Origin of the sequence: Lysinibacillus odysseyi 34hs-1 = NBRC 100172 (assembly GCF_001591965.1) — a bacterium.
Classification (GTDB): Bacteria; Bacillota; Bacilli; order Bacillales_A; family Planococcaceae; genus Lysinibacillus_B; species Lysinibacillus_B odysseyi.
This window is the reverse complement of sequence record NZ_BCVX01000016.1, coordinates 25,559-43,910: the sequence shown is the minus strand read 5'-3', so window position 1 is coordinate 43,910 and position 18,352 is coordinate 25,559. Positions and strand designations below refer to the sequence as shown.

Here is an 18,352-nt window from a genome sequence, read left to right as displayed (position 1 = left end):
TTTATGGAAAGAAAGCGAGGGATTGCAGATGGCATTACGCGATATATTACTTACTTTATCGAAGAATGAAATGATGAATACAGCTGCGCAAAAATATGGCTTGAGACTTGGTGCACAGAGCGTTATTGCTGGTACTAACCTGGAGGAAATGATAGGCAATGTAAAAAAGCTGAATGCGGCCGGCATAGAAGCTACGATTGACCATCTTGGGGAATTCGTATATGACGAAGCGATCGCTTCGAGGGCAAAAGAGGATATTTTGAAAGTGATTGATGCAATTCATGCACATCAGCTGAATGCCCACATTTCAGTAAAGCCTTCCCAAGTAGGATTGGATATTGATATTGATTTTTGCTATGACAATTTACGGGAAATTGTAGAGTATGCTTCCGACTATGGCATTTTTGTTAATTTAGATATGGAAGACTACCCACGGCTTCAGCCGACACTTGATATGCTGGAGGAGCTGAACAAGGTTTTTGATAATGTCGGTACCGTCATACAAGCTTATCTTCTTCGGTCAAAGGAGGATATTGAAAAATTCGCAGATTACCGTCTCCGTATTGTAAAAGGAGCCTACCAGGAATCGGAAGAGGTAGCCTATCAAGATAAGCTGGATATCGATATTAACTTTTTAGAGCTAATTGAATACCATTTACTGCATGGCAAGTTTACGTCCGTCGCTACACACGATCATAATATTATCAACCACATTAAGCGCTTTGCTGCGGATCATAATATTTCCCATGAGAAGTTTGAGTTTCAGATGCTTTACGGCTTCCGGAGCGATCTGCAGAAGGAGCTTGCAAAGGAATACAAGTTTTGCACGTATGTTCCGTTCGGGAAGGACTGGTACGGCTACTATATGCGCCGTCTGGCAGAACGCCCGCAAAATATTAACCTTGTAACAAAACAAGTATTTAATAAGAAGACAAATACGATGATTGCAGTGGCTGCCGGAGCCTTTATTCTCGGTCGAATAACAAAGAAAAATAAGTAGTTTTGGAGAGATCTACACTATAGGAATTTCAAAACATCTCCATAACGCAAATTCCGACTCGGCAGGGAGAGCTTTCTCTTCCCTGCCGAGTTATAAGCTATACACGTACTAATATAGATAATATATCTGTCGCAAAGGGATGAAACTTAATGAGAATCTCTCCGCCTCTTTACTTATTCCATCCTTTTTCCTTAAAGCGCTGTATCGCTTCAATCCGGTTACCTACCCCTAATTTATCTAAAATAGTAGAAATATAATTGCGGACTGTCCCGGCTGATAAATATAGCTCGGCAGCGATTTCCTTCGTTGTTTTGCCTTCCGATACCAGCTCCAGCACTTGGCTTTCCCGTTCAGTCAGAGGATTTTCGCTATCATCCTCGTAAACAAAGTCCACCAGCTCAGGTGCGTAAATACGTCTTCCATCCATAATAATGCGGATAGAATGAACAAGCTCCTCAATCGGGCTGTCTTTCAGCAAATACCCCCGCACTCCCGCTTTTCGGGCACGCTCAAAATAACCGGGACGTGCAAAGGTAGTCAAAATAATAACCTTACAGTCTTCTTCCTTCAAGGCTTCCGCTGCATCTAATCCTGTCTTCACCGGCATCTCTATATCCATAATACAAATATCCGGTTTCAAACTCTGTACTTGTTCAATTGCTTCTTCGCCATTTTTGGCAAGACCTACTACTTCCATATCATCTTCTAAGCTTAGCAGCGACTTCATTGCACCAAGCAGCATGCCCTGGTCTTCCGCTATTACAATTCGAATCATGCCTCTTCACTTCCTTTTTGATGAGTAATCGCCACTGGAATATGCACAATTAATTCTGTACCTTGTCCTTTTTTCAGCTCCACCGTTCCATTAATAAATTCGACTCGCTCCTGCATACCTTTTAAACCGCTGCCTGTCGGAGAATATTTTTTCTCCAGGCCAATCCCGTCATCTTTAATAGAAAGAGACAGTTCATTTTCATTTTGCAAAAGCGTGACTGTACAAGTAGCTGCACGGCTATGCTTTACTACATTCGTTACGGCCTCCTTCAGACACATACTGACGACATTTTCATAAAGCGCAGGCATCTGAATGGACTTTGGATCTCCTATTAGCCTAAATTTTATTTCTGCAGCTCTTAAAATCTGCTCTACTCGCGATAGCTCTTCTTCTATTCTAACTGCACGCATATCTGCGACCAGCTCACGAACCTCTTTTAATGCACTGCTTGCCGTCTGCCGTATATCTTTAATTTCACTGATGGCCTGCTGCGGGTTTTTCTCGATTAATCGTGCAGCTAAATCGCTCTTTAAACCAATCATTGACAGCTTTTGACCAAGCGTATCATGGAGGTCACGGGCAATACGTTGGCGCTCTTCATGAATCGTCAATTCTGAAATGCGATCCTTTGCCGTTTCCAGCTCGCTTTCTAAATTCTCTCGTTTATTCCGCGTAAAAAGTGTAAACGGTAAAAGTACGACACCAATTACCGCAATAATGATAAACGGTGTCTGCGTAAGGAACATATCCAGAAAGATGAAATAACCGGCTACGATGGAAAGTACGGTAAACCCGATATGAAGGCCATACATAATATAAAAGCCGACTGTCTGCCGGATATTCCCGATAAAGAACGCTGTAAATAAAGATAAGTATATATAGCCAAACATTAATGTCATCGCAATATTCAATACCATTTGAAAGCTAATCCACATATACACCAGGCCTGTCTTTGCCTGGAACGAAAACTTATGGCATAAAAAATAAAGCAAAATCATGATAATGCCAACGCCGACGTAAAGTGGACTGAACTCACGTACAATGAAAAAGAATGGCATAATGCAAAAGATAACCCATATATAAATACTCAGCCATGGACTTTTAGGGATAATACTGTACCAGCTTTGCATAAAATCCTCATTTCTTTTTCTTCTATTATAGCAAAAGGAAGGACATCAAAACATCAAGCCTCTCGCCTATCATGCCAGCCATAATGATAGTATGTTTCTTTGAAAAACAAAAACGCAGACAAGGTTGACTTCTCCAACTTTGCCCGCGCTTCTTATCGTCAGCTGCGTTTTTCCCTGTTATGCGGCTTTGGAGGAACGACGTGAACGTTTCACGATGATTTCCTCTGCCTCCTTAAACGTAACAAATTTCTTTTGTTCTGGATCGTACAGCTTATAGCGAACTGATTCTAAACTCGTTGTTAACGTAATCGTTGTTGCTTTCTGCAAAGGCGTGACCGACTCATGTACTGCCTCTAAATGATAATTAGGTACACGTGGAGATAAGTGATGCACATGGTGGAAGCCAATATTCCCTGTAATCCATTGCAGCAGCTTCGGCAGCTTATAGTAGGAGCTGCCCTCAACAGCCGCCTTTACATAATCCCATTCTTCATTATATTCAAAATAGGAGTCTTCATACGTATGTTGGATATAGAAAAGCCAAATACCTAACGCCCCGGCGATAAACAACGTTACACCATACACGAGCAGTACGGCCTGCCAGCTTGTAAGCCAAACAAGGGAGCCCAAAACAGCTACCATCGTTAATGTTGTTAGATGCGTATTGATCCGTTCCTTTTTTTTCGCATCACTGCGGTTAAAGCGATTCAGTATAAGAACCATATAGATTGGTCCAAGCCCGAACATTACCAAAGGATTTCGGTAAAGACGGTAACCGAAGCGTCCCAGTTTCGACTTTTCCATATATTCGTCAATTGTCAGCATATCAATGTCACCAATGCCCCGCTTGTCCAAGTTCGAGCTTGTTGCATGATGGATTGTATGTTCACGCTTCCATTTTTCATACGGGAAGGACGTCAGTACACCTGTCACAAACCCTACGTAATCATTCGCCTTTTTACTTTTGAAAAATGAGCCATGTGTACAATCATGAAAAATGATAAATGTCCGTACAACAAAACCTGCTGCTACGACACTACAAGCTACTGTCAACCATGGAGAGAACTGCAGCAAATAAAAACCTGCTACCCATGCTATCAATAACGGAGCAAGTGTATTGACCATTTGCATAATACTTTTACGTCTCTCAGCTTTAGCAAATGGCGCTACATCTTTCCGTAACTTTTTTGTTTTTTCTGCATCTGTGAGGATGGTTGCCATCTAATCCCTTCTTTCTTACGCTTAATTACTATCCTTAGTATAATAAGAAAGTGGTAAGACCACTAGAAGCAAACATCATTTTTTTCATATGACAGTTGTCATATTATACAACCGAATAGACACGGGCGAGCAAACCGTCATAGCGATCAATTAGCTCATTGAAAGGAAGTGGTTTGCTGACATAATAACCTTGGATTTTATCGCAGCCGGCATCTTCTAAGTACATAAACTGTTCCACCGTTTCGATTCCCTCGGCCACTACTTTGACATTTAGGTGCTTGGCCATCGCCAAAATAGTTGTTACAATTGCCTCTCCTTTTTTGGAGATCCCAATTTTATCTACAAAGGAGCGGTCAATTTTTAGGCAATCGAATGGAAAGTCTGTTAAATAAGAGAGTGAAGAGTAGCCGGTTCCAAAATCATCAATGGCAACCGTGACACCAAGCGCCTTTAATTCATCCAGTACCGGGATCATTTGAGCTACCTCATATGTCATACTTTCCGTTATTTCCAGCTGTAGATAAGCTGCCTCCCAGCCCGTTTCCGTTAATATTTTCCTAACTTCTCCTGAGAAATTCTCTTGATAGAGCTGGCTGAGCGACAAATTCACCGCTACTTTTACAGCCTTGCCATGCAGTTCCTCCCATCTTTTCATATCTCGGCATGCCATTTTCAAAACCGCGAGCCCAAGTGGAATGATAAGGCCGCTTTCTTCAGCAATTGAGATAAAATGATCCGGCGCAATCCTCCCCATACGCGGATGCTGCCAACGGACAAGCGCTTCCACCGAACGAATCTCATTCGTCCTTATTTCCAGCTGGGGCTGATATTCTAAAAACAACTCATTATTAATTAATGCCTTTTCCAGATCATGTTCTAATTGAAGCCTCTCCCTATTCTTCAGTTCAATTTCAGAAGTATAGAATGCGACGTGGCCCGGTCCTGATGTCTTCGCCTTGTTTAAAGCATATTGTGCACACTTAATTAACCGTTCTGTCCGCTGTGCGTCATTCGGATAAACAGCTATTCCTGTATAAAGTTTTACACGAAGGGAGTAGTGATGCAGTTGAATCGGTTGTTCAAGGATTTGGCGCAGCGCTTCACAAATACGTCTCGCTTCTTTCTTGCAGTCTTGTTTTACATAAATAATAAATTGATTTTTTGCAAACTTGACTAGAAGCTGACCTTCCTTCAATACACTTTGAAAACGGTCAGCTATTGTTTTCACCAGTACATTTTTATGTTTTTGACCGAAGGAGATTTCAATTGCATCGAGCCGCTCCACCTCTATTAATAGAATTGTCAGTCCACTCTTTGAAACTGGCATATCCTCCTCCAGTTTTTCTTCCAAATATCGATGATTAGGCAGCCCTGTGACTTCATCGTAATAAGCCATCTTCTGCATTCGCATTTCCGAGGCCTCGAGCTTCCTATACGGCCTTTCTACAGATGCATAGTAAATGCCATAAAACAATGTAGCAAAGGCACATACCTGGCTCATCTCTCCCATGAAATAGTACGCATCCGTATACGACGCCGATAAACTAAAAAGCCCGTTTCCTATTAAAAAATAGGAAGTAGCAATTAAAAACAGGAAATTCTTTTTGTGCGACCATTCGAATTTCCATATAAGCAAGGCGATCAGCACCAACTGAACGATAATAGATGAGGTCTGTAGCATCACCTTTAAATTAAACTGCACAAATAATTGATGGATAAAAGGAATTTGCCAAAAACAGAGAATAACAAAAAGCATGGCAATCACAATTGAAGTTGAAAATACCCTTTTTCGGTAGGCGAATGTAATATAGCGATAACGAATAGAAAAAACAACAATCATCCCTAAAGGCAGAAGGTTATGAGTCATTAAATCAAACAAATCGGAAAACCTTCCATAATCGTAATAAAGATAGTTCGGCATCCCTTCCAAGGTCATAATATGAACGACCTGAAATATACCAATAGTGAAAAAGAGTGCACCCATATGTACATTTTTAATATCTAAATTAAAACGGGTCGAAAACCATATTTGAATACCAACTGAAATGATTGCTACAAGCATAAATATCTGGACTATAATTTTCAACATCGTTATATTGTTTTCACCTATTACTTGATAGAACATATCATAATTCAAAAATATAAGGATTCCCACGGCATTAACGAGCAGGAATTTCCGTAGATGGCGGAATACAAAACCTTTTTCCTCTGTTTTCTTCAAATCACATAACCCCCTTCCCATTTTCTTCCCTATTATATTTTTATAATATACTGAAAATAGAAAGGAGTATATATTTTTCTTGTTATTTACAATTTCAGCTGGTACATGTCTAAATTAAGCCATTTATCGAATTTGTATCCGACCTCCTCCAGTGTACCTTTGTAAGTAAAGCCTAGCTTTTCATGCATATGCTTACTGCCATCATTGCTCGCATCAATACAAGCAATCATTGTTTTATAATGTTGTCTTTTGGCCTCTTCTATTAATTGGATCATCAATGCCTTGGCAATACCTCGCCGTTGAAAGTCCTCATGCACATAAACGGAGTTCTCGATTGTATACTGATACGCGATATATGCACGGAATTTGCCGTATGTAGCATAGCCACCTACTTTTCCATCTACCTCATAGACGAGTACAGGCTCTCCGGCATTCATCTTTGCCTCAAACCATTCCATTCTCTCCTCTAAAGTTTGTTCTTCATATAAATAAACCGCAGTGCTGTGGCGAATGTTATAATTAAAAATTTCCAATATATCAGCTATGTCTTCATGTGTTGCTTGTCTAATCATTCTTTTTTCCTCCTTTTATTAAAAAGGCTCCTGCAAAAGCAGGAGCAGTGGTATTTATTATACATTAAAATATCTTGCATCGGGATGAGCAAAAACAATAGCGGAGACACTCGCCTCAGGCTCCATCATAAACCCTTCCGTTAAGTGGACACCAATGTCCTCCGGCTTTAACAGCTTAAACAGCTTTTCCTGGTCTTCCAAGTTCGGACATGCTGGATAGCCAAAGCTGAAGCGCTGTCCTTGGTATTTTGCTGCAAAACGTTCCCGCATTGTGAAATCCACTCCATCTGGGAAGCCCCATTGGTCACGTATTTCCTGATGGATACGCTCTGCGAATCCTTCGGCAAGCTCCAGTGCCGTTGCCTGAAGGGCATGGCTTTCGAGGAATTTCCCCTCTTCTTTTAGGATACGTGCCTTTTCCGATACCCCGTGGCCTGCTGTTACAACCATCAGCGCAATATAGTCCATTTCACCGGATTCCTTTGTTTTTAAGAAGTCTGCAAGGCATAGATGTGGTGCTTTTGCCTGACGTGGGAAGGTAAAGCGCTCTATTTCCGTTATGCCATCTCCTGCATAGACAATCACATCATCGCCATCTGCTTGCGCCTTAAAGAATTGATACATACCGGACGGCTTTAATACCGTATCATTCAAGTAACTGTCGACAAGCTCCTTCAGCTGTACGGCACGCTCTTCACCTTCGGCAATCGCCTTTTCTACATTTGCCTTAAACCCTAAATGATGTCCGATTAATGTACGCATATTTACGTAAGGATATAAATGGCCCACTGCATAATCGCGCTTTACATGGCGTACAAGGTCCTTCGGCTCAAAAACGGGAGCATCCGCCACTGTACGGACCGGTTTTTCCATTGTGGCCACCGGTTGCTGAGAGCGTTTGCTATCTGTCTCCAGCCGTTTTTCAATGGATGCCCTCAATTCCTCTTTAAGCTTCACCCGCTCTGTTGGATTGACGAGACGGTTCGCTACCCCTAACCCTTCCATTGCATCTTTTGAATAAATGACAGGTCCGTCGTAGTTTGGAGCAATTTTTGTTTCTGTAAAACGGCGGGAAAGAGCAGCACCCCCTACCATGATCGGAATATTAATGTCTGCTTCTTTAAAGTCTTGGGCGGTCAATACCATCTGCTGTGCAGACTTAACAAGCAAACCTGACAAACCTACAAAGTCCGGCTTTTCCCTGCGGATTGCCTCAATTAATTCCGCAGGCGTGACTTTGATGCCTAAATCGACTACTTTAAATCCATTGTTCGAAAGAATGATATCGACTAAATTTTTCCCGATATCATGAACATCCCCTTTTACCGTAGCCAATACCATTTTACCTTTGCTTGCAGATTCATCGGATTTTTCCATGAACTGCTCAAGGTGGCTTACCGCTGCCTTCATGACACCGGCAGATTGCAGTACTTCCGCAACAATCAGCTGATTATCGTTAAATAGACGTCCTACTTCGGCCATCCCGTCCATCAGCGGTCCGTTAATAATATCAAGCGGTGTATCAAATATTTCCCGTGCTTGATTTAAATCATCGATCAGCCCTTCCTTCGTTCCTTCTAATATGTAGTAGGCTAGACGTCCTTCTACTGTCTCAGGTAAAGATACGGCTGTTTTTTCTTTCTTTTTATCACGGTAAAACTCTGTAAAATCAGCTAACGTTTGATCGTTTGTATGGAAAATCAGGTCATTTGCCAGTTTAATTTCCTCTGACGGAATAGAGGCATAACGTTCCAGCTTTTCTGTATTGACAATGGCATAATCCAGGCCTGCCTGTGTACAATGATACAAATAAACCGCATTCAATACTTCCCTGCCGACAGGTGGCAAACCGAACGAAATATTACTAACACCAAGTACCGTCAATGTACGAGGTAGTTTTTCCTTGATTAGTCGTATGCCTTCAATTGTCTCCTCGGCTGCACCAATATATTGCTCATCCCCGGTACCAACCGGAAACATAAGAGGATCAAAAATAATATCCTCAGGTGCCAGCCCCCATTTTTCCGTCAGCAGCCTGTAGGAACGTTCAGCTACTTCTAATTTGCGTTCACGTGATACAGCCATCCCTATTTCATCAATTGTTCCGACTACTACAGATGCCCCGTATTTTTTCACAAGCGGCATAACGGCATCGAACCGTTCTTCTCCGTCCTCTAAGTTAATGGAGTTAATGATAGCTTTTCCTTGGCAGAACTTCAACGCTTCCTCCATTACTTTTTCATCCGTTGAATCAATGACAATCGGCACCTTTACTTTCTTTACGACTTCTGGCATAAATCGGCGCATATCCTCTACTTCATCCCGGTCAGGGTTCGCCAGACAGATATCTACAACGTGTGCTCCGTTTTTTACTTGGGCACGTGCAATTTCGGCTGCCTCTTCAAACTTGCCGTCAATAATCAATTGCTTGAATTTACGAGAGCCGATTACATTTGTTCGCTCCCCGATAAAGAGCGGCCGCATGGAATCGTCATACTGCAGCGGTTCAATCCCCGATACGACGTGGCCATGGGTATGCCCTGGTCGCTGGCGAGGCGTGTACCCTTCTACAGCCTCACGGATAGCGGCAATATGGGCAGGGGTTGTGCCGCAGCAGCCTCCCACGATGTTCAGCCAGCCCTTGTCTGCAAAGCCCTTCAGCTTTTTAGAAAGCGAATCCGGTGTCTCATGATAGCAGCCTTCTTCATCAGGAAGACCCGCATTTGGATAGCAGCTGACATAACTTGTCGCCAGCTCAGATAATGAACGAATATGATCTGTCATAAATTCCGGACCTGTGGCACAATTCAAGCCTACTGATAATGGATTAATATGTTCAATCGAAATATAGAACGCTTCGATGGACTGACCGGCAAGCGTCGTGCCCATCGGTTCAATTGTTCCGGAAATCATGACCGGCAGCTCTCTGTCCAGTTCTTCAAACGCACGTCTAATACCGATTGTTGCTGACTTTACATTCAGCATATCCTGGCTCGTTTCTAGCAAGATAAGATCTGCGCCGCCTCGAATAAGCGCATGCGCCTGCTGATAAAAGTTTTCTTCCAGCTCCTCAAATGTGATACCGCCTGTTACCGAAAGCGTCTTTGTTGTTGGCCCCATAGCTCCGGCGACAAAACGGGGCCATTCCGCAGTTGAAAACTCCTCTGCTACAGCTTTCGCTAATTCCACAGCGCGGATATTGATCTCTTCTGCTTTATGACCAAGCCCGTACTCATTTAGTACAAGCGGTGTTCCGCCGAATGTATTGGTACAGATAATATCGGCTCCTGCTTCCAAATAGGCGCGGTGTACTTTTTTTATCACATCAGGGCGTGTAAGGACAAGATTTTCATTACAGCCATCGAGCTCTTCTCCCCCGAAGTCATCCGGCGTCAATTGCTCGTTTTGCAGCATTGTACCCATTGCACCGTCAATGATTAATATCCGTTTTTCAAGCTGCTCATAAATTGGGTGATTAAGCATTTGTCTGTACTCCTTTATACTGTGCATCTAATTCTTTTACATAGTCCATCAGCTGCAGGGTCATATCGTATCGCAAAAATGGTGTAATTAAATAAATTCCATTGAAATATTCGCATGCTGTTTCAAGCAGCTCTTTTGCAATGGCCACTCCTTCTTCCGCTGCCTTTGCCTTATCTTCCCCACACGCTTCCATACGGGCCAGCACTTCAGCAGAGAGCTTGATTCCCGGCACTTCATGATGCAGGAACTCCGCACTCCTAAAGGATGTCAAAGGCATAATACCGATATAAATCGGGGCGTCTAAATGCTTGGTCGCCTCGTAAATTTCCATTATTTTTTCCTTTGAGTAAACTGGCTGAGAGATGAAATAGTCACAGCCATGCTCTAGTTTTTTTTCAAGCCGTGCAACAGCACGATCTACTACCCTTACGTTTGGGTTAAAAGCACCGGCTACTGAGAAAGTAGCTTGCTTGCGAAGCGGTTTACCGGAGAATGAAATTCCTTCATTCAATTGTTTAATGAGCGATATCAATTCCATGGAAGAAACATCATACACGCTAGTTGCCCCTGGGAAATCCCCTACTTTTGTCGGGTCGCCCGTCACAACCAAAATATCATGCAGTTCCAAGGCATCCAGCCCCATTAAATGTGATTGAAGGCCGATCAAGTTCCGATCCCGGCATGTAATATGCGGCAAAGCACGTATCCCTTCCCTTATAAGGATAGATGCCATCGCAATATTACTAATCCTTGGAGATGCCAGTGAATTATCTGCCATCATAATGACATCTGCTCCATTTTCGTATAATTCTCTTGCCCCTTTTATGAATCCGTCTATTTCCAGATGGCGAGGTGTATCTAGCTCTACAATGACCGAACGCTCACGCCTTGCTTTCATATGCAGCGGTTCATATTTTGGCGGCTCCGGGATACGAACGAATTCAGTCGTTGCCGGTTTTGTTTCTTTTTCCAACAGTGGTGTAAGCTTGGACAGCCGTTTTTTGGCCGCTTCAATATGCTTCGGTGTCGTCCCACAGCAGCCGCCTATCAAGCGGACTCCCTGCTTGACCAGCTCTTCTGCTGCCCGTGCGAAATAGTCTGCCTCAGACTCATAAACAACACGGCCATCCTCAACATCTAAAAGGGAAGCATTTGGATAGGCTGATAAATAAGCTCTTTTCGGAAGATCTACTTTTTCAAATGCTTGGATTGTATGAAACGGGCCAAGGCGGCAGTTGCTTCCCACTATATCAGCTCCGGCAGCCTCAAGCTCCAGCAGTGCTGCACGGAATGAAATACCTCCCTGTAAAATACCAGGTTCATGCATAGACACTTGGGCGATAACTGGCTTATCCGTCATTGCCCGGACGGCTCTGACAGCTGCCTCTATTTCCTCAAAATCATAGAATGTTTCCAACAAAATACCATCCACATCTCCATCAAGCAATACACGTGCCTGCTCACAAACAGCAGTGATGATTTCTTCAAGTGTGGCGTCGCTTTTACGAATACCGCGAATGCCGCCGATTGTTCCTAGAACAAATATCGTATCTCCCGCCGCTGCCTTTGCCAACTTAACAGCTGCCTCATTGAACTCCTTGACTCGGTCTTCATAGCCGTAGCGGGCCAATTTTATTGCATTCGCCCCATACGTATTCGTTTGAATAATATCCGCGCCTGCGGCAATATACTGTTCGTGGATTTTTTGCACCACTTCCGGTTTTGTTACGTTCATTTCCTCATGGCAGTAGTCCAAACCGTATGAATAAAGCAGCGTTCCAATTGCCCCGTCTGCTGTTAAGATACGTGTTTTCAAAGCTTCAAGCAATCCCATGTTACCCCTCTTTTCTTTAACCGAATTGCAAAATTTTTCAGTTATTTTTATCTAAAAGAAAAAGCCTTCTTTATAATAAGAAGGCTAAAAAATGCAGTCCCTTCTCATCTTTCGGCAATTTGCCGGCTGGATTTAGCACCTGACTTTACAGCTGGTTGCTGAAGCTTCCTCGGGCCAGTCCCTCAGCTTCTCTTGATAAGAAATATATTGAATTTTGTCAACAATTAAAAGAATCATAACGTTATCTGAAAGAGACGTCAAGACGTTTTGCTATAGTAAACGTTTTCAAGGTGAATTAACGTGCTTTTCAGGAAAAACGCTGCTTTTTCCGTCATAACGCAGCTTCCTCTAGTAGAGGAAGCTGCCGCTCATTATTTTGCCAAAGCTGCTATAATACGATCGGCTGTATTCTTACCATTTTGTATACACGCCCCAATTCCTACTCCAAAATAGGAGCAGCCTGCAAGCAGCAAGTTCGGATAGTAATTCTCTAAATCACTCACTACCGCTGATAATGCTTCATTATGGGCTAAATCATAACGCGGCATTTGATGGATCCATTTCGTGACATTTATTACTGTCGGCTCCTCTTCGATTCCGAGGCTCATCTTTACATCATTGAGTGCTACTTCAACCAATTCTTCATCCGTCATAGCAGCAAGCTCCTCATAACGAGGATTAACGTTTTTATAGAAAAGCCGCACAAGTAAGTTTCCCTCACGCGATGTATGCTTCCATTTACGGCTTGTCCAAGTGGAAGCATCACATGCTAAATCACTATTCTCAGAGACAATAAAGCCTGTGCCGTCTGCCGGTAATATGCTGTCCGGTACATCAAAGCCGACATACAATGTAATAGCCGAAGCCGTAGTAAAACGTTTCAAGTTTCTTTTCAATTTTTCATCAGCCAATACTTGTTGAACTGTTGTATTCGGTACAGCAAGCACTACAATATCTGCTGTAATCACCTGTTCACCGGCACTAACCTTATAGCGATCCCCTTCCTTTATTACACTATGAATTTCCGTGTTTTTCATAAAGTTTACTTCGGGCAGACTCGCTTCCAGGCGATCGATTAATGAGGAGAGACCATTTCGGAAGGAGATAAATTTTTTGTTTGCTGCCTTTTCAAATTGCTCCCGGTTCGCTTCAAATCCTTTTATAATACTGCCGTATTCATTTTTATAATCAACAAGATAAGGAAGCGTAGAGGCAAGGGATAATTGATAAAGATTACCGGAGTAAACACCAGCCAACACCGGAGCGATTTGTTTCTTTACAATCTCCTCTCCTAGAAAATACTCAAGAAATTCCCCAATTGAGCTTTCTTTCGTAAAATCCGTATTCGGCAATTCCAAATCTTTAAGAGCCCGTGCCTTCCCTTCCTCCGAAATGAGTGTACTAGCCTGCAGCGAGTCCACACTCATCGGGATGCCAAACGTTGATCCGGCTGGTATGGCATGCAATTCATTATTCGTATGAATATAAGATATACCTGTTTCGTTATAAACAAGCTCCGATTCAAAGTCCAGCTCCCTAACCAGTTCAAGCACACCTGGATGACGCGCTACAATGGAGTCAGCTCCTGTCTCCATAATAAAGCCTTTTTCATGCGCTGAATGGATTTTACCGCCAAGGTATTCATTACGCTCCATTAAAATTAAATTGGCCTCGATGCCTTTTTCATTCATTTGACGCTTTACATAATGCATTGTACAAAGACCTGTAATTCCGCCGCCTATGACTACAACTGTTTTCATATATACATCTCCTATACGTTCGAAATAACCTGCCTTTAGTATAAACGTTTTTCTATTTGAATACGTGGACGTTGTATTACAAAATAAAGAAAAAAGCATCCTTCGATAAGATAGGATACTTCAACTAATTCCCCGAGGGTCCCCCCAAGACGTCAATTATTTACTTAACTCACGAGAAATACCGGACAATTCCTCTGCTGAATATGCTACTTTTTCAAATGAAGAGGACAATTGATCAATTCCTTGTCCTAGGAGAACGATTTCCTGTTCGATTAAATTATTTTGCATTTTCGTCTCACGTACTGATTGCAGAATATGCGAAAATTTCTGCTCTGTCTGCATCATCTCCTCGCTGCCAAATTGCACAGCCTCCTGAATATGATTGAGGGACCCTTCTAATTTAGCTGTACGTTCATTTGTACCATGGAGCAATTCCCTTACTGTATCTGTTGACGATTTTGTCTGTTCTGCCAGTTTTCTTACTTCATTCGCGACGACAGCAAAGCCTTTTCCTGCCTCGCCCGCACGTGCTGCCTCAATGGAAGCATTCAGTGCTAATAAGTTTGTCTGCGTAGCAATGCTCATTACAATTGCCATTACACTTTCCATTTGCTTTGTCATTTCTGTCAATCGGTCAATATCTTGTGTAATTTCCACTACGGAAGAAGTAATGGTTTCCATATTTCGAGATTGGGCTAGCATTTGTCCTTGTCCTTCAAGAGCCTGCTGTTCCGTACCTGTCGAAATATCTCCCGCCCGCTTTGCATGCGACGTAAGCTCCTCCATTTGTATAATGAGCTGTTGATACGCTGCATTTGTTTGGTCGGCAATATAAGCGAGGTTTTCAGAGGAATCAATAATCGCATGGCCTATTTCCCGTTTTTGCTCTTCATCTGTGCGTTTTGAATTTGCTACATAGGCTTCAAATGCTTCCAATACCAACTGCTGCTCCAAGTTTAAAACTTTTGAAATAGCTGCCAATATGGAAAACTGATCTTCTATATGAGGAATATACAATTTAACATATTCCATAAAAGATACATTTAAATTTTGAAATGCTGCAAGATACCACTGTGTAGGTAAGCCGATATGGACATGAACTCTCGCAATTCTCTCTCGCTTTTGGAGAAACTCCGTGTCAATGATACCGCTGAACATTTCATAAATATGTGTTTTTAATGTAACTTTAAGCCGCTCGATTGTACTGTGATGATCAATGATCTCTAAAAGCTTTGGCTCTATCTGCAAAGCCTTGTAAAATTCGTTTACGATTTCATCAATATGTTCTTTGATATATGGCTGGAATGCCTGAAGATATTTTAAATCCGTTTCTGTCAGCATGAGCATAGCGAGCTGCTTTTTTACTTTCGGCTGATTGCCAATTTGAATTTTCACGTGCCTGGAATCTATATTGAGACGCTCTGGTTGTGATGTTTTTTTAAATAACATACAGTACACCACTTTCATAGAATTTACATACTAGTTAAGATTACTATGATTTCGCGTTAATTCAATACAAATCCGCTCTCTAGTGTTAAATTAAGGAAATAGTCTTATACTATGGATGACTCATAAATGATTCCAACCATTAAGCATATACTACTAACAACTATATACTCATGAGGTAAGTCTTTAGAAATAGATAAATAAAAAATCACATATCAATCGAACCATCTCATAAAACACGGCATCTTAACATTCATTTTAAGCGCTCCCTTTTCGATCTGAGAGTATAGTAGTATGCTGATTTGTACCTTCCCGAAACAGTATGCCATTTGCAAAACTATTTACCGGATAAAAAAAGGGCCGCCTAGAAAGTATTTACTTTCCAGGCAGCTCGTTCAATCTATAGGGCAGACAGCCTTTCCATCATCATTTTCATCTCTACTTCCAGCGCAGCGGAACGTTTTTCAAAATAACCAATCCGGTCATCCGCCCGGTTCATTATCGTACTATCCGGGGCCAGCATCTTTATGACATCACATGTAAACAGACGCAATGTTCGAAGACCCGCTTCTAATTTCCGCACTTCCTTGCCATACAGCAGGACTGTCCCATCATGTGTCTTTTCCTTTTTTATTTCTCTGCGGTTTTCATTAATCATTTCGTCCATTTTATCAAAACGGATTTTTTGTTTTTCCTCTATTTGTTCAATTTTCCCACTATATTTTCCTTTTTCCGCCCGATCGATCCCTACGTCTTTAAAACCTTTTAAATAGCCGATAATCGTGCTTAACTCTGTAAGATCTTCAAGTTGGTCTGCGAGAATTCCCTTTAAGGTACGAATATGTTCTTCCTTATATGAAAGTGTTTCTTTCGTTACATTTGGTACTGCAGATAATAGCATGATAAAACCTCCTTATTTTATCTCCTACATCATTATTAGCCTGTTTAATAAAGGTTGTAAACATTTCTGCTGCTGTTTTAACGGCTTTTCTATTATTCACATAATGAAAAAGTGTTATTCTTCCCCTGCTATACATTCACCATTCCTGTGCGGCTTCTTCCAACTGTGTAGTAGCAGAGAGTCTCCATTTCCTTGATTCTTCTTCGTTTTTCGGAACACATTCTCCTGCTTCAAACAAATAGGCGAGGTTCATTTTCGCCTGATAATCCCCAAGAAGGGCTGCCTGCTTATAATAGGTAATTGCTTTTAGTCCATTCTGCTCTACCGCAATACCTTTTTCATATAGATAGCCAAGATTATAAATAGCATCTATATAGAACTGATCTGCTGCACGTTCAAACCACTCCAGCGCCTTTTCATTATTTTGCTCTTTGCCGAGGAGTCCTTCCAAATAAATACACCCAAGCCGATACTGTGCATCCTCGTAGCCTTCTACTGCTGCCTGCTCGTAATACAGATATGCCTGTTTTTCATCCGGTGTTGTGCCGAGTCCTTGTTCATACATTATGCCTAACGTAAACATTGCTTCTACTACTCCGTTTTTTGCGGCCTGACTAAACCATTCCAGTGCTTTTTCCTCGTTTACTTCCACCGATTCCCCGTTTAAGTACATATCAGCCAGGTTATTAGCCGCATCCGCATGACCCTGCTCGGCCGCCTGCTCATATAGTTCAAATGCACGCTTCTCATCTATTTCCACTCCGCTGCCGGCATAATAACAATTCGCAAGCTCATATTGTGCGGGGGCATGAGCCTTCGCTGCTGCTTTTTTTAGCCATACAACTGCTTCCTTTTCCAGGTCCTTCTCCTTCAAATACATAGCAATAGTAAACATTGCCGATGCATCTCCATTCATCGCCTCGATAGCGGCGGGATGTAAATCTTCCTCTATAAGCTCAAAGAATGTCTGTTTGTCCATTATGCCTCTCCTCTAAAATAATCAATTAAAAATTCCTTGAATTCATTAGCGGCTGGTGATAAATAGCGGCCCTTCGCCCAGGCGACACCTATTTTTCTGCGGCACGGAGGCGAACTTACGGATATTTTTTTCACATTAAAGTGTTCAAGCCCCTTAATATGGGGAATAAGTGATACGCCAAGCCCTGCACCAACAAAGCCTGCTACAGTGTGCATTTCCTCTGCTGAGAAAGTCGTTTTTGCCGTAACGCCTGCTTCTTTTAAAAACTGATCGACAATTTGGCGCAAAGAATTGCCGCGCTTTATCGAGATGAATGGTTCATTCTTAATTTCATGGAGTTCAATGGTGTTTCTCTGTGCCAGCATATGATTGGCAGGAACGATTACAAATAACTCCTCAGTCCATAGGTCCACCCACTCAATATCGATAAGCTTTGATTCAATCTCCTGTGACAGGCAAAGATCAATTGCTCCTTCTTCCAGACGTTTCAGTAAGTTAAGGGATGTCGCCTGTGTTAAGGAAAATTTCATATGTGGATACTTGTCAGGAACTGTGGCCATGAGCTCGGGGACAATTTCCATACCAAGTGTATGAATAAATCCGAACGCTACCTCTCCATGTCCGGGTGTAGTAATATCTCCAAATTCCTGCATGATTTTGCCGTACTCCGCTAATATAATATCGACACTTTCTAAAAATAGAATGCCATATCGATTTAAAAGGATCGAACGTCCCTGTCTATCAAATAGCGGGACACCAAGCTCCTGTTCAATATTAGCAATTGACTTGCTGAGGGCTGGCTGTGAAATGCTCAATTTTTCTGCAGCACGTGTCATATGCTGCAGCTGTGCCACAGTTTTGAAGTACTGTAATTGCTGTATTTCCATGAAAGAATGCCTCCTTTTAATCAATAACTAAAAGATATTAAAGTAATAGAAATAATAAATTGTACTTATGTATTTATAGCACTATAATAGCTATAACGAAACGAATTCATATCAAATTTTTTATTGAATTACAACTGTTTTTT

The 18,352-nt window shown here is 42.0% G+C and carries 13 protein-coding genes and 1 riboswitch; of the genes, 1 reads left to right on the top strand and 12 read right to left on the bottom strand.

Annotated elements, in window-relative coordinates:
- Nucleotides 1-28: 28 nt before the first annotated feature.
- The gene (locus BOD01S_RS20720) at nucleotides 29-1,000 is read left to right on the top strand and encodes a proline dehydrogenase family protein (RefSeq protein WP_036151446.1); all 972 of its coding nucleotides are present in this window, start codon (nucleotides 29-31) and stop codon (nucleotides 998-1,000) included.
- 169 nt (nucleotides 1,001-1,169) lie between these two features.
- On the opposite strand, the gene BOD01S_RS20715 is transcribed toward BOD01S_RS20720, so the two are convergent.
- The 12 genes from BOD01S_RS20715 to BOD01S_RS20660 form a co-directional block, all read right to left on the bottom strand.
- A complete protein-coding gene (locus BOD01S_RS20715) occupies nucleotides 1,170-1,775 on the bottom strand; it encodes a response regulator transcription factor (protein ID WP_036151337.1) in 606 nt (201 codons plus the stop codon).
- Nucleotides 1,772-2,905, bottom strand: coding sequence for a sensor histidine kinase (locus tag BOD01S_RS20710; protein ID WP_081977873.1), 1,134 nt, complete (start codon nucleotides 2,903-2,905; stop codon nucleotides 1,772-1,774). Before BOD01S_RS20710 ends, BOD01S_RS20715 begins: the two co-directional genes overlap by 4 nt.
- Nucleotides 2,906-3,082: 177 nt before the next feature.
- Nucleotides 3,083-4,126, bottom strand: coding sequence for a fatty acid desaturase (locus tag BOD01S_RS20705; RefSeq protein ID WP_036151335.1), 1,044 nt, complete (start codon nucleotides 4,124-4,126; stop codon nucleotides 3,083-3,085).
- 103 nt (nucleotides 4,127-4,229) lie between these two features.
- Nucleotides 4,230-6,347: a bifunctional diguanylate cyclase/phosphodiesterase gene (locus tag BOD01S_RS20700; protein ID WP_052124708.1), complete on the bottom strand. Its 2,118-nt coding sequence runs from the start codon at nucleotides 6,345-6,347 to the stop codon at nucleotides 4,230-4,232.
- Between the two features lie 86 nt (nucleotides 6,348-6,433).
- Nucleotides 6,434-6,919 carry a GNAT family N-acetyltransferase gene (locus tag BOD01S_RS20695; RefSeq protein ID WP_036151333.1) on the bottom strand — a complete coding sequence of 162 codons (486 nt, stop codon included), beginning with the start codon at nucleotides 6,917-6,919 and terminating at the stop codon, nucleotides 6,434-6,436.
- Nucleotides 6,920-6,976: 57 nt separating this feature from the next.
- Nucleotides 6,977-10,402 (bottom strand): methionine synthase, encoded by a 3,426-nt coding sequence (metH, locus tag BOD01S_RS20690; RefSeq protein ID WP_036151330.1) that lies wholly within the window; start codon nucleotides 10,400-10,402, stop codon nucleotides 6,977-6,979.
- A complete protein-coding gene (locus tag BOD01S_RS20685) occupies nucleotides 10,395-12,236 on the bottom strand; it encodes a bifunctional homocysteine S-methyltransferase/methylenetetrahydrofolate reductase (protein WP_036151328.1) in 1,842 nt (613 codons plus the stop codon). The genes metH and BOD01S_RS20685 overlap by 8 nt, the downstream gene beginning before the upstream one ends.
- A gap of 101 nt (nucleotides 12,237-12,337) precedes the next feature.
- A riboswitch (SAM riboswitch) is annotated at nucleotides 12,338-12,438 on the bottom strand.
- 169 nt (nucleotides 12,439-12,607) lie between these two features.
- Complete coding sequence (hemG, locus tag BOD01S_RS20680) at nucleotides 12,608-13,996, bottom strand: protoporphyrinogen oxidase (RefSeq protein WP_036151324.1); 1,389 nt, start codon at nucleotides 13,994-13,996, stop codon at nucleotides 12,608-12,610.
- Between the two features lie 156 nt (nucleotides 13,997-14,152).
- Nucleotides 14,153-15,445: a globin-coupled sensor protein gene (locus tag BOD01S_RS20675; RefSeq protein WP_036151322.1), complete on the bottom strand. Its 1,293-nt coding sequence runs from the start codon at nucleotides 15,443-15,445 to the stop codon at nucleotides 14,153-14,155.
- Between the two features lie 397 nt (nucleotides 15,446-15,842).
- Nucleotides 15,843-16,343, bottom strand: a complete 501-nt coding sequence (locus tag BOD01S_RS20670) for a hypothetical protein (RefSeq protein ID WP_036151320.1) — start codon at nucleotides 16,341-16,343, stop codon at nucleotides 15,843-15,845.
- A 136-nt stretch (nucleotides 16,344-16,479) separates the two neighbouring features.
- Nucleotides 16,480-17,322 (bottom strand): tetratricopeptide repeat protein, encoded by an 843-nt coding sequence (locus BOD01S_RS20665; RefSeq protein ID WP_052124707.1) that lies wholly within the window; start codon nucleotides 17,320-17,322, stop codon nucleotides 16,480-16,482.
- Complete coding sequence (locus BOD01S_RS20660) at nucleotides 17,322-18,209, bottom strand: LysR family transcriptional regulator (protein WP_036151318.1); 888 nt, start codon at nucleotides 18,207-18,209, stop codon at nucleotides 17,322-17,324. The genes BOD01S_RS20665 and BOD01S_RS20660 overlap by 1 nt, the downstream gene beginning before the upstream one ends.
- Between the last annotated feature and the right edge of the window lie 143 nt (nucleotides 18,210-18,352).

Coding starts and splice junctions, on each gene's coding strand:
- BOD01S_RS20670 (WP_036151320.1), bottom strand. CDS start 16,343: ATGCTATTATCTGCAGTACCAAATGTAACGAAAGAAACACTTTCATAT.
- metH (WP_036151330.1), bottom strand. CDS start 10,402: ATGCTTAATCACCCAATTTATGAGCAGCTTGAAAAACGGATATTAATC.
- BOD01S_RS20705 (WP_036151335.1), bottom strand. CDS start 4,126: ATGGCAACCATCCTCACAGATGCAGAAAAAACAAAAAAGTTACGGAAA.
- BOD01S_RS20710 (WP_081977873.1), bottom strand. CDS start 2,905: ATGCAAAGCTGGTACAGTATTATCCCTAAAAGTCCATGGCTGAGTATT.
- BOD01S_RS20715 (WP_036151337.1), bottom strand. CDS start 1,775: ATGATTCGAATTGTAATAGCGGAAGACCAGGGCATGCTGCTTGGTGCA.
- BOD01S_RS20720 (WP_036151446.1), top strand. CDS start 29: ATGGCATTACGCGATATATTACTTACTTTATCGAAGAATGAAATGATG.
- hemG (WP_036151324.1), bottom strand. CDS start 13,996: ATGAAAACAGTTGTAGTCATAGGCGGCGGAATTACAGGTCTTTGTACA.
- BOD01S_RS20665 (WP_052124707.1), bottom strand. CDS start 17,322: ATGGACAAACAGACATTCTTTGAGCTTATAGAGGAAGATTTACATCCC.
- BOD01S_RS20660 (WP_036151318.1), bottom strand. CDS start 18,209: ATGGAAATACAGCAATTACAGTACTTCAAAACTGTGGCACAGCTGCAG.
- BOD01S_RS20685 (WP_036151328.1), bottom strand. CDS start 12,236: ATGGGATTGCTTGAAGCTTTGAAAACACGTATCTTAACAGCAGACGGG.
- BOD01S_RS20695 (WP_036151333.1), bottom strand. CDS start 6,919: ATGATTAGACAAGCAACACATGAAGACATAGCTGATATATTGGAAATT.
- BOD01S_RS20675 (WP_036151322.1), bottom strand. CDS start 15,445: ATGTTATTTAAAAAAACATCACAACCAGAGCGTCTCAATATAGATTCC.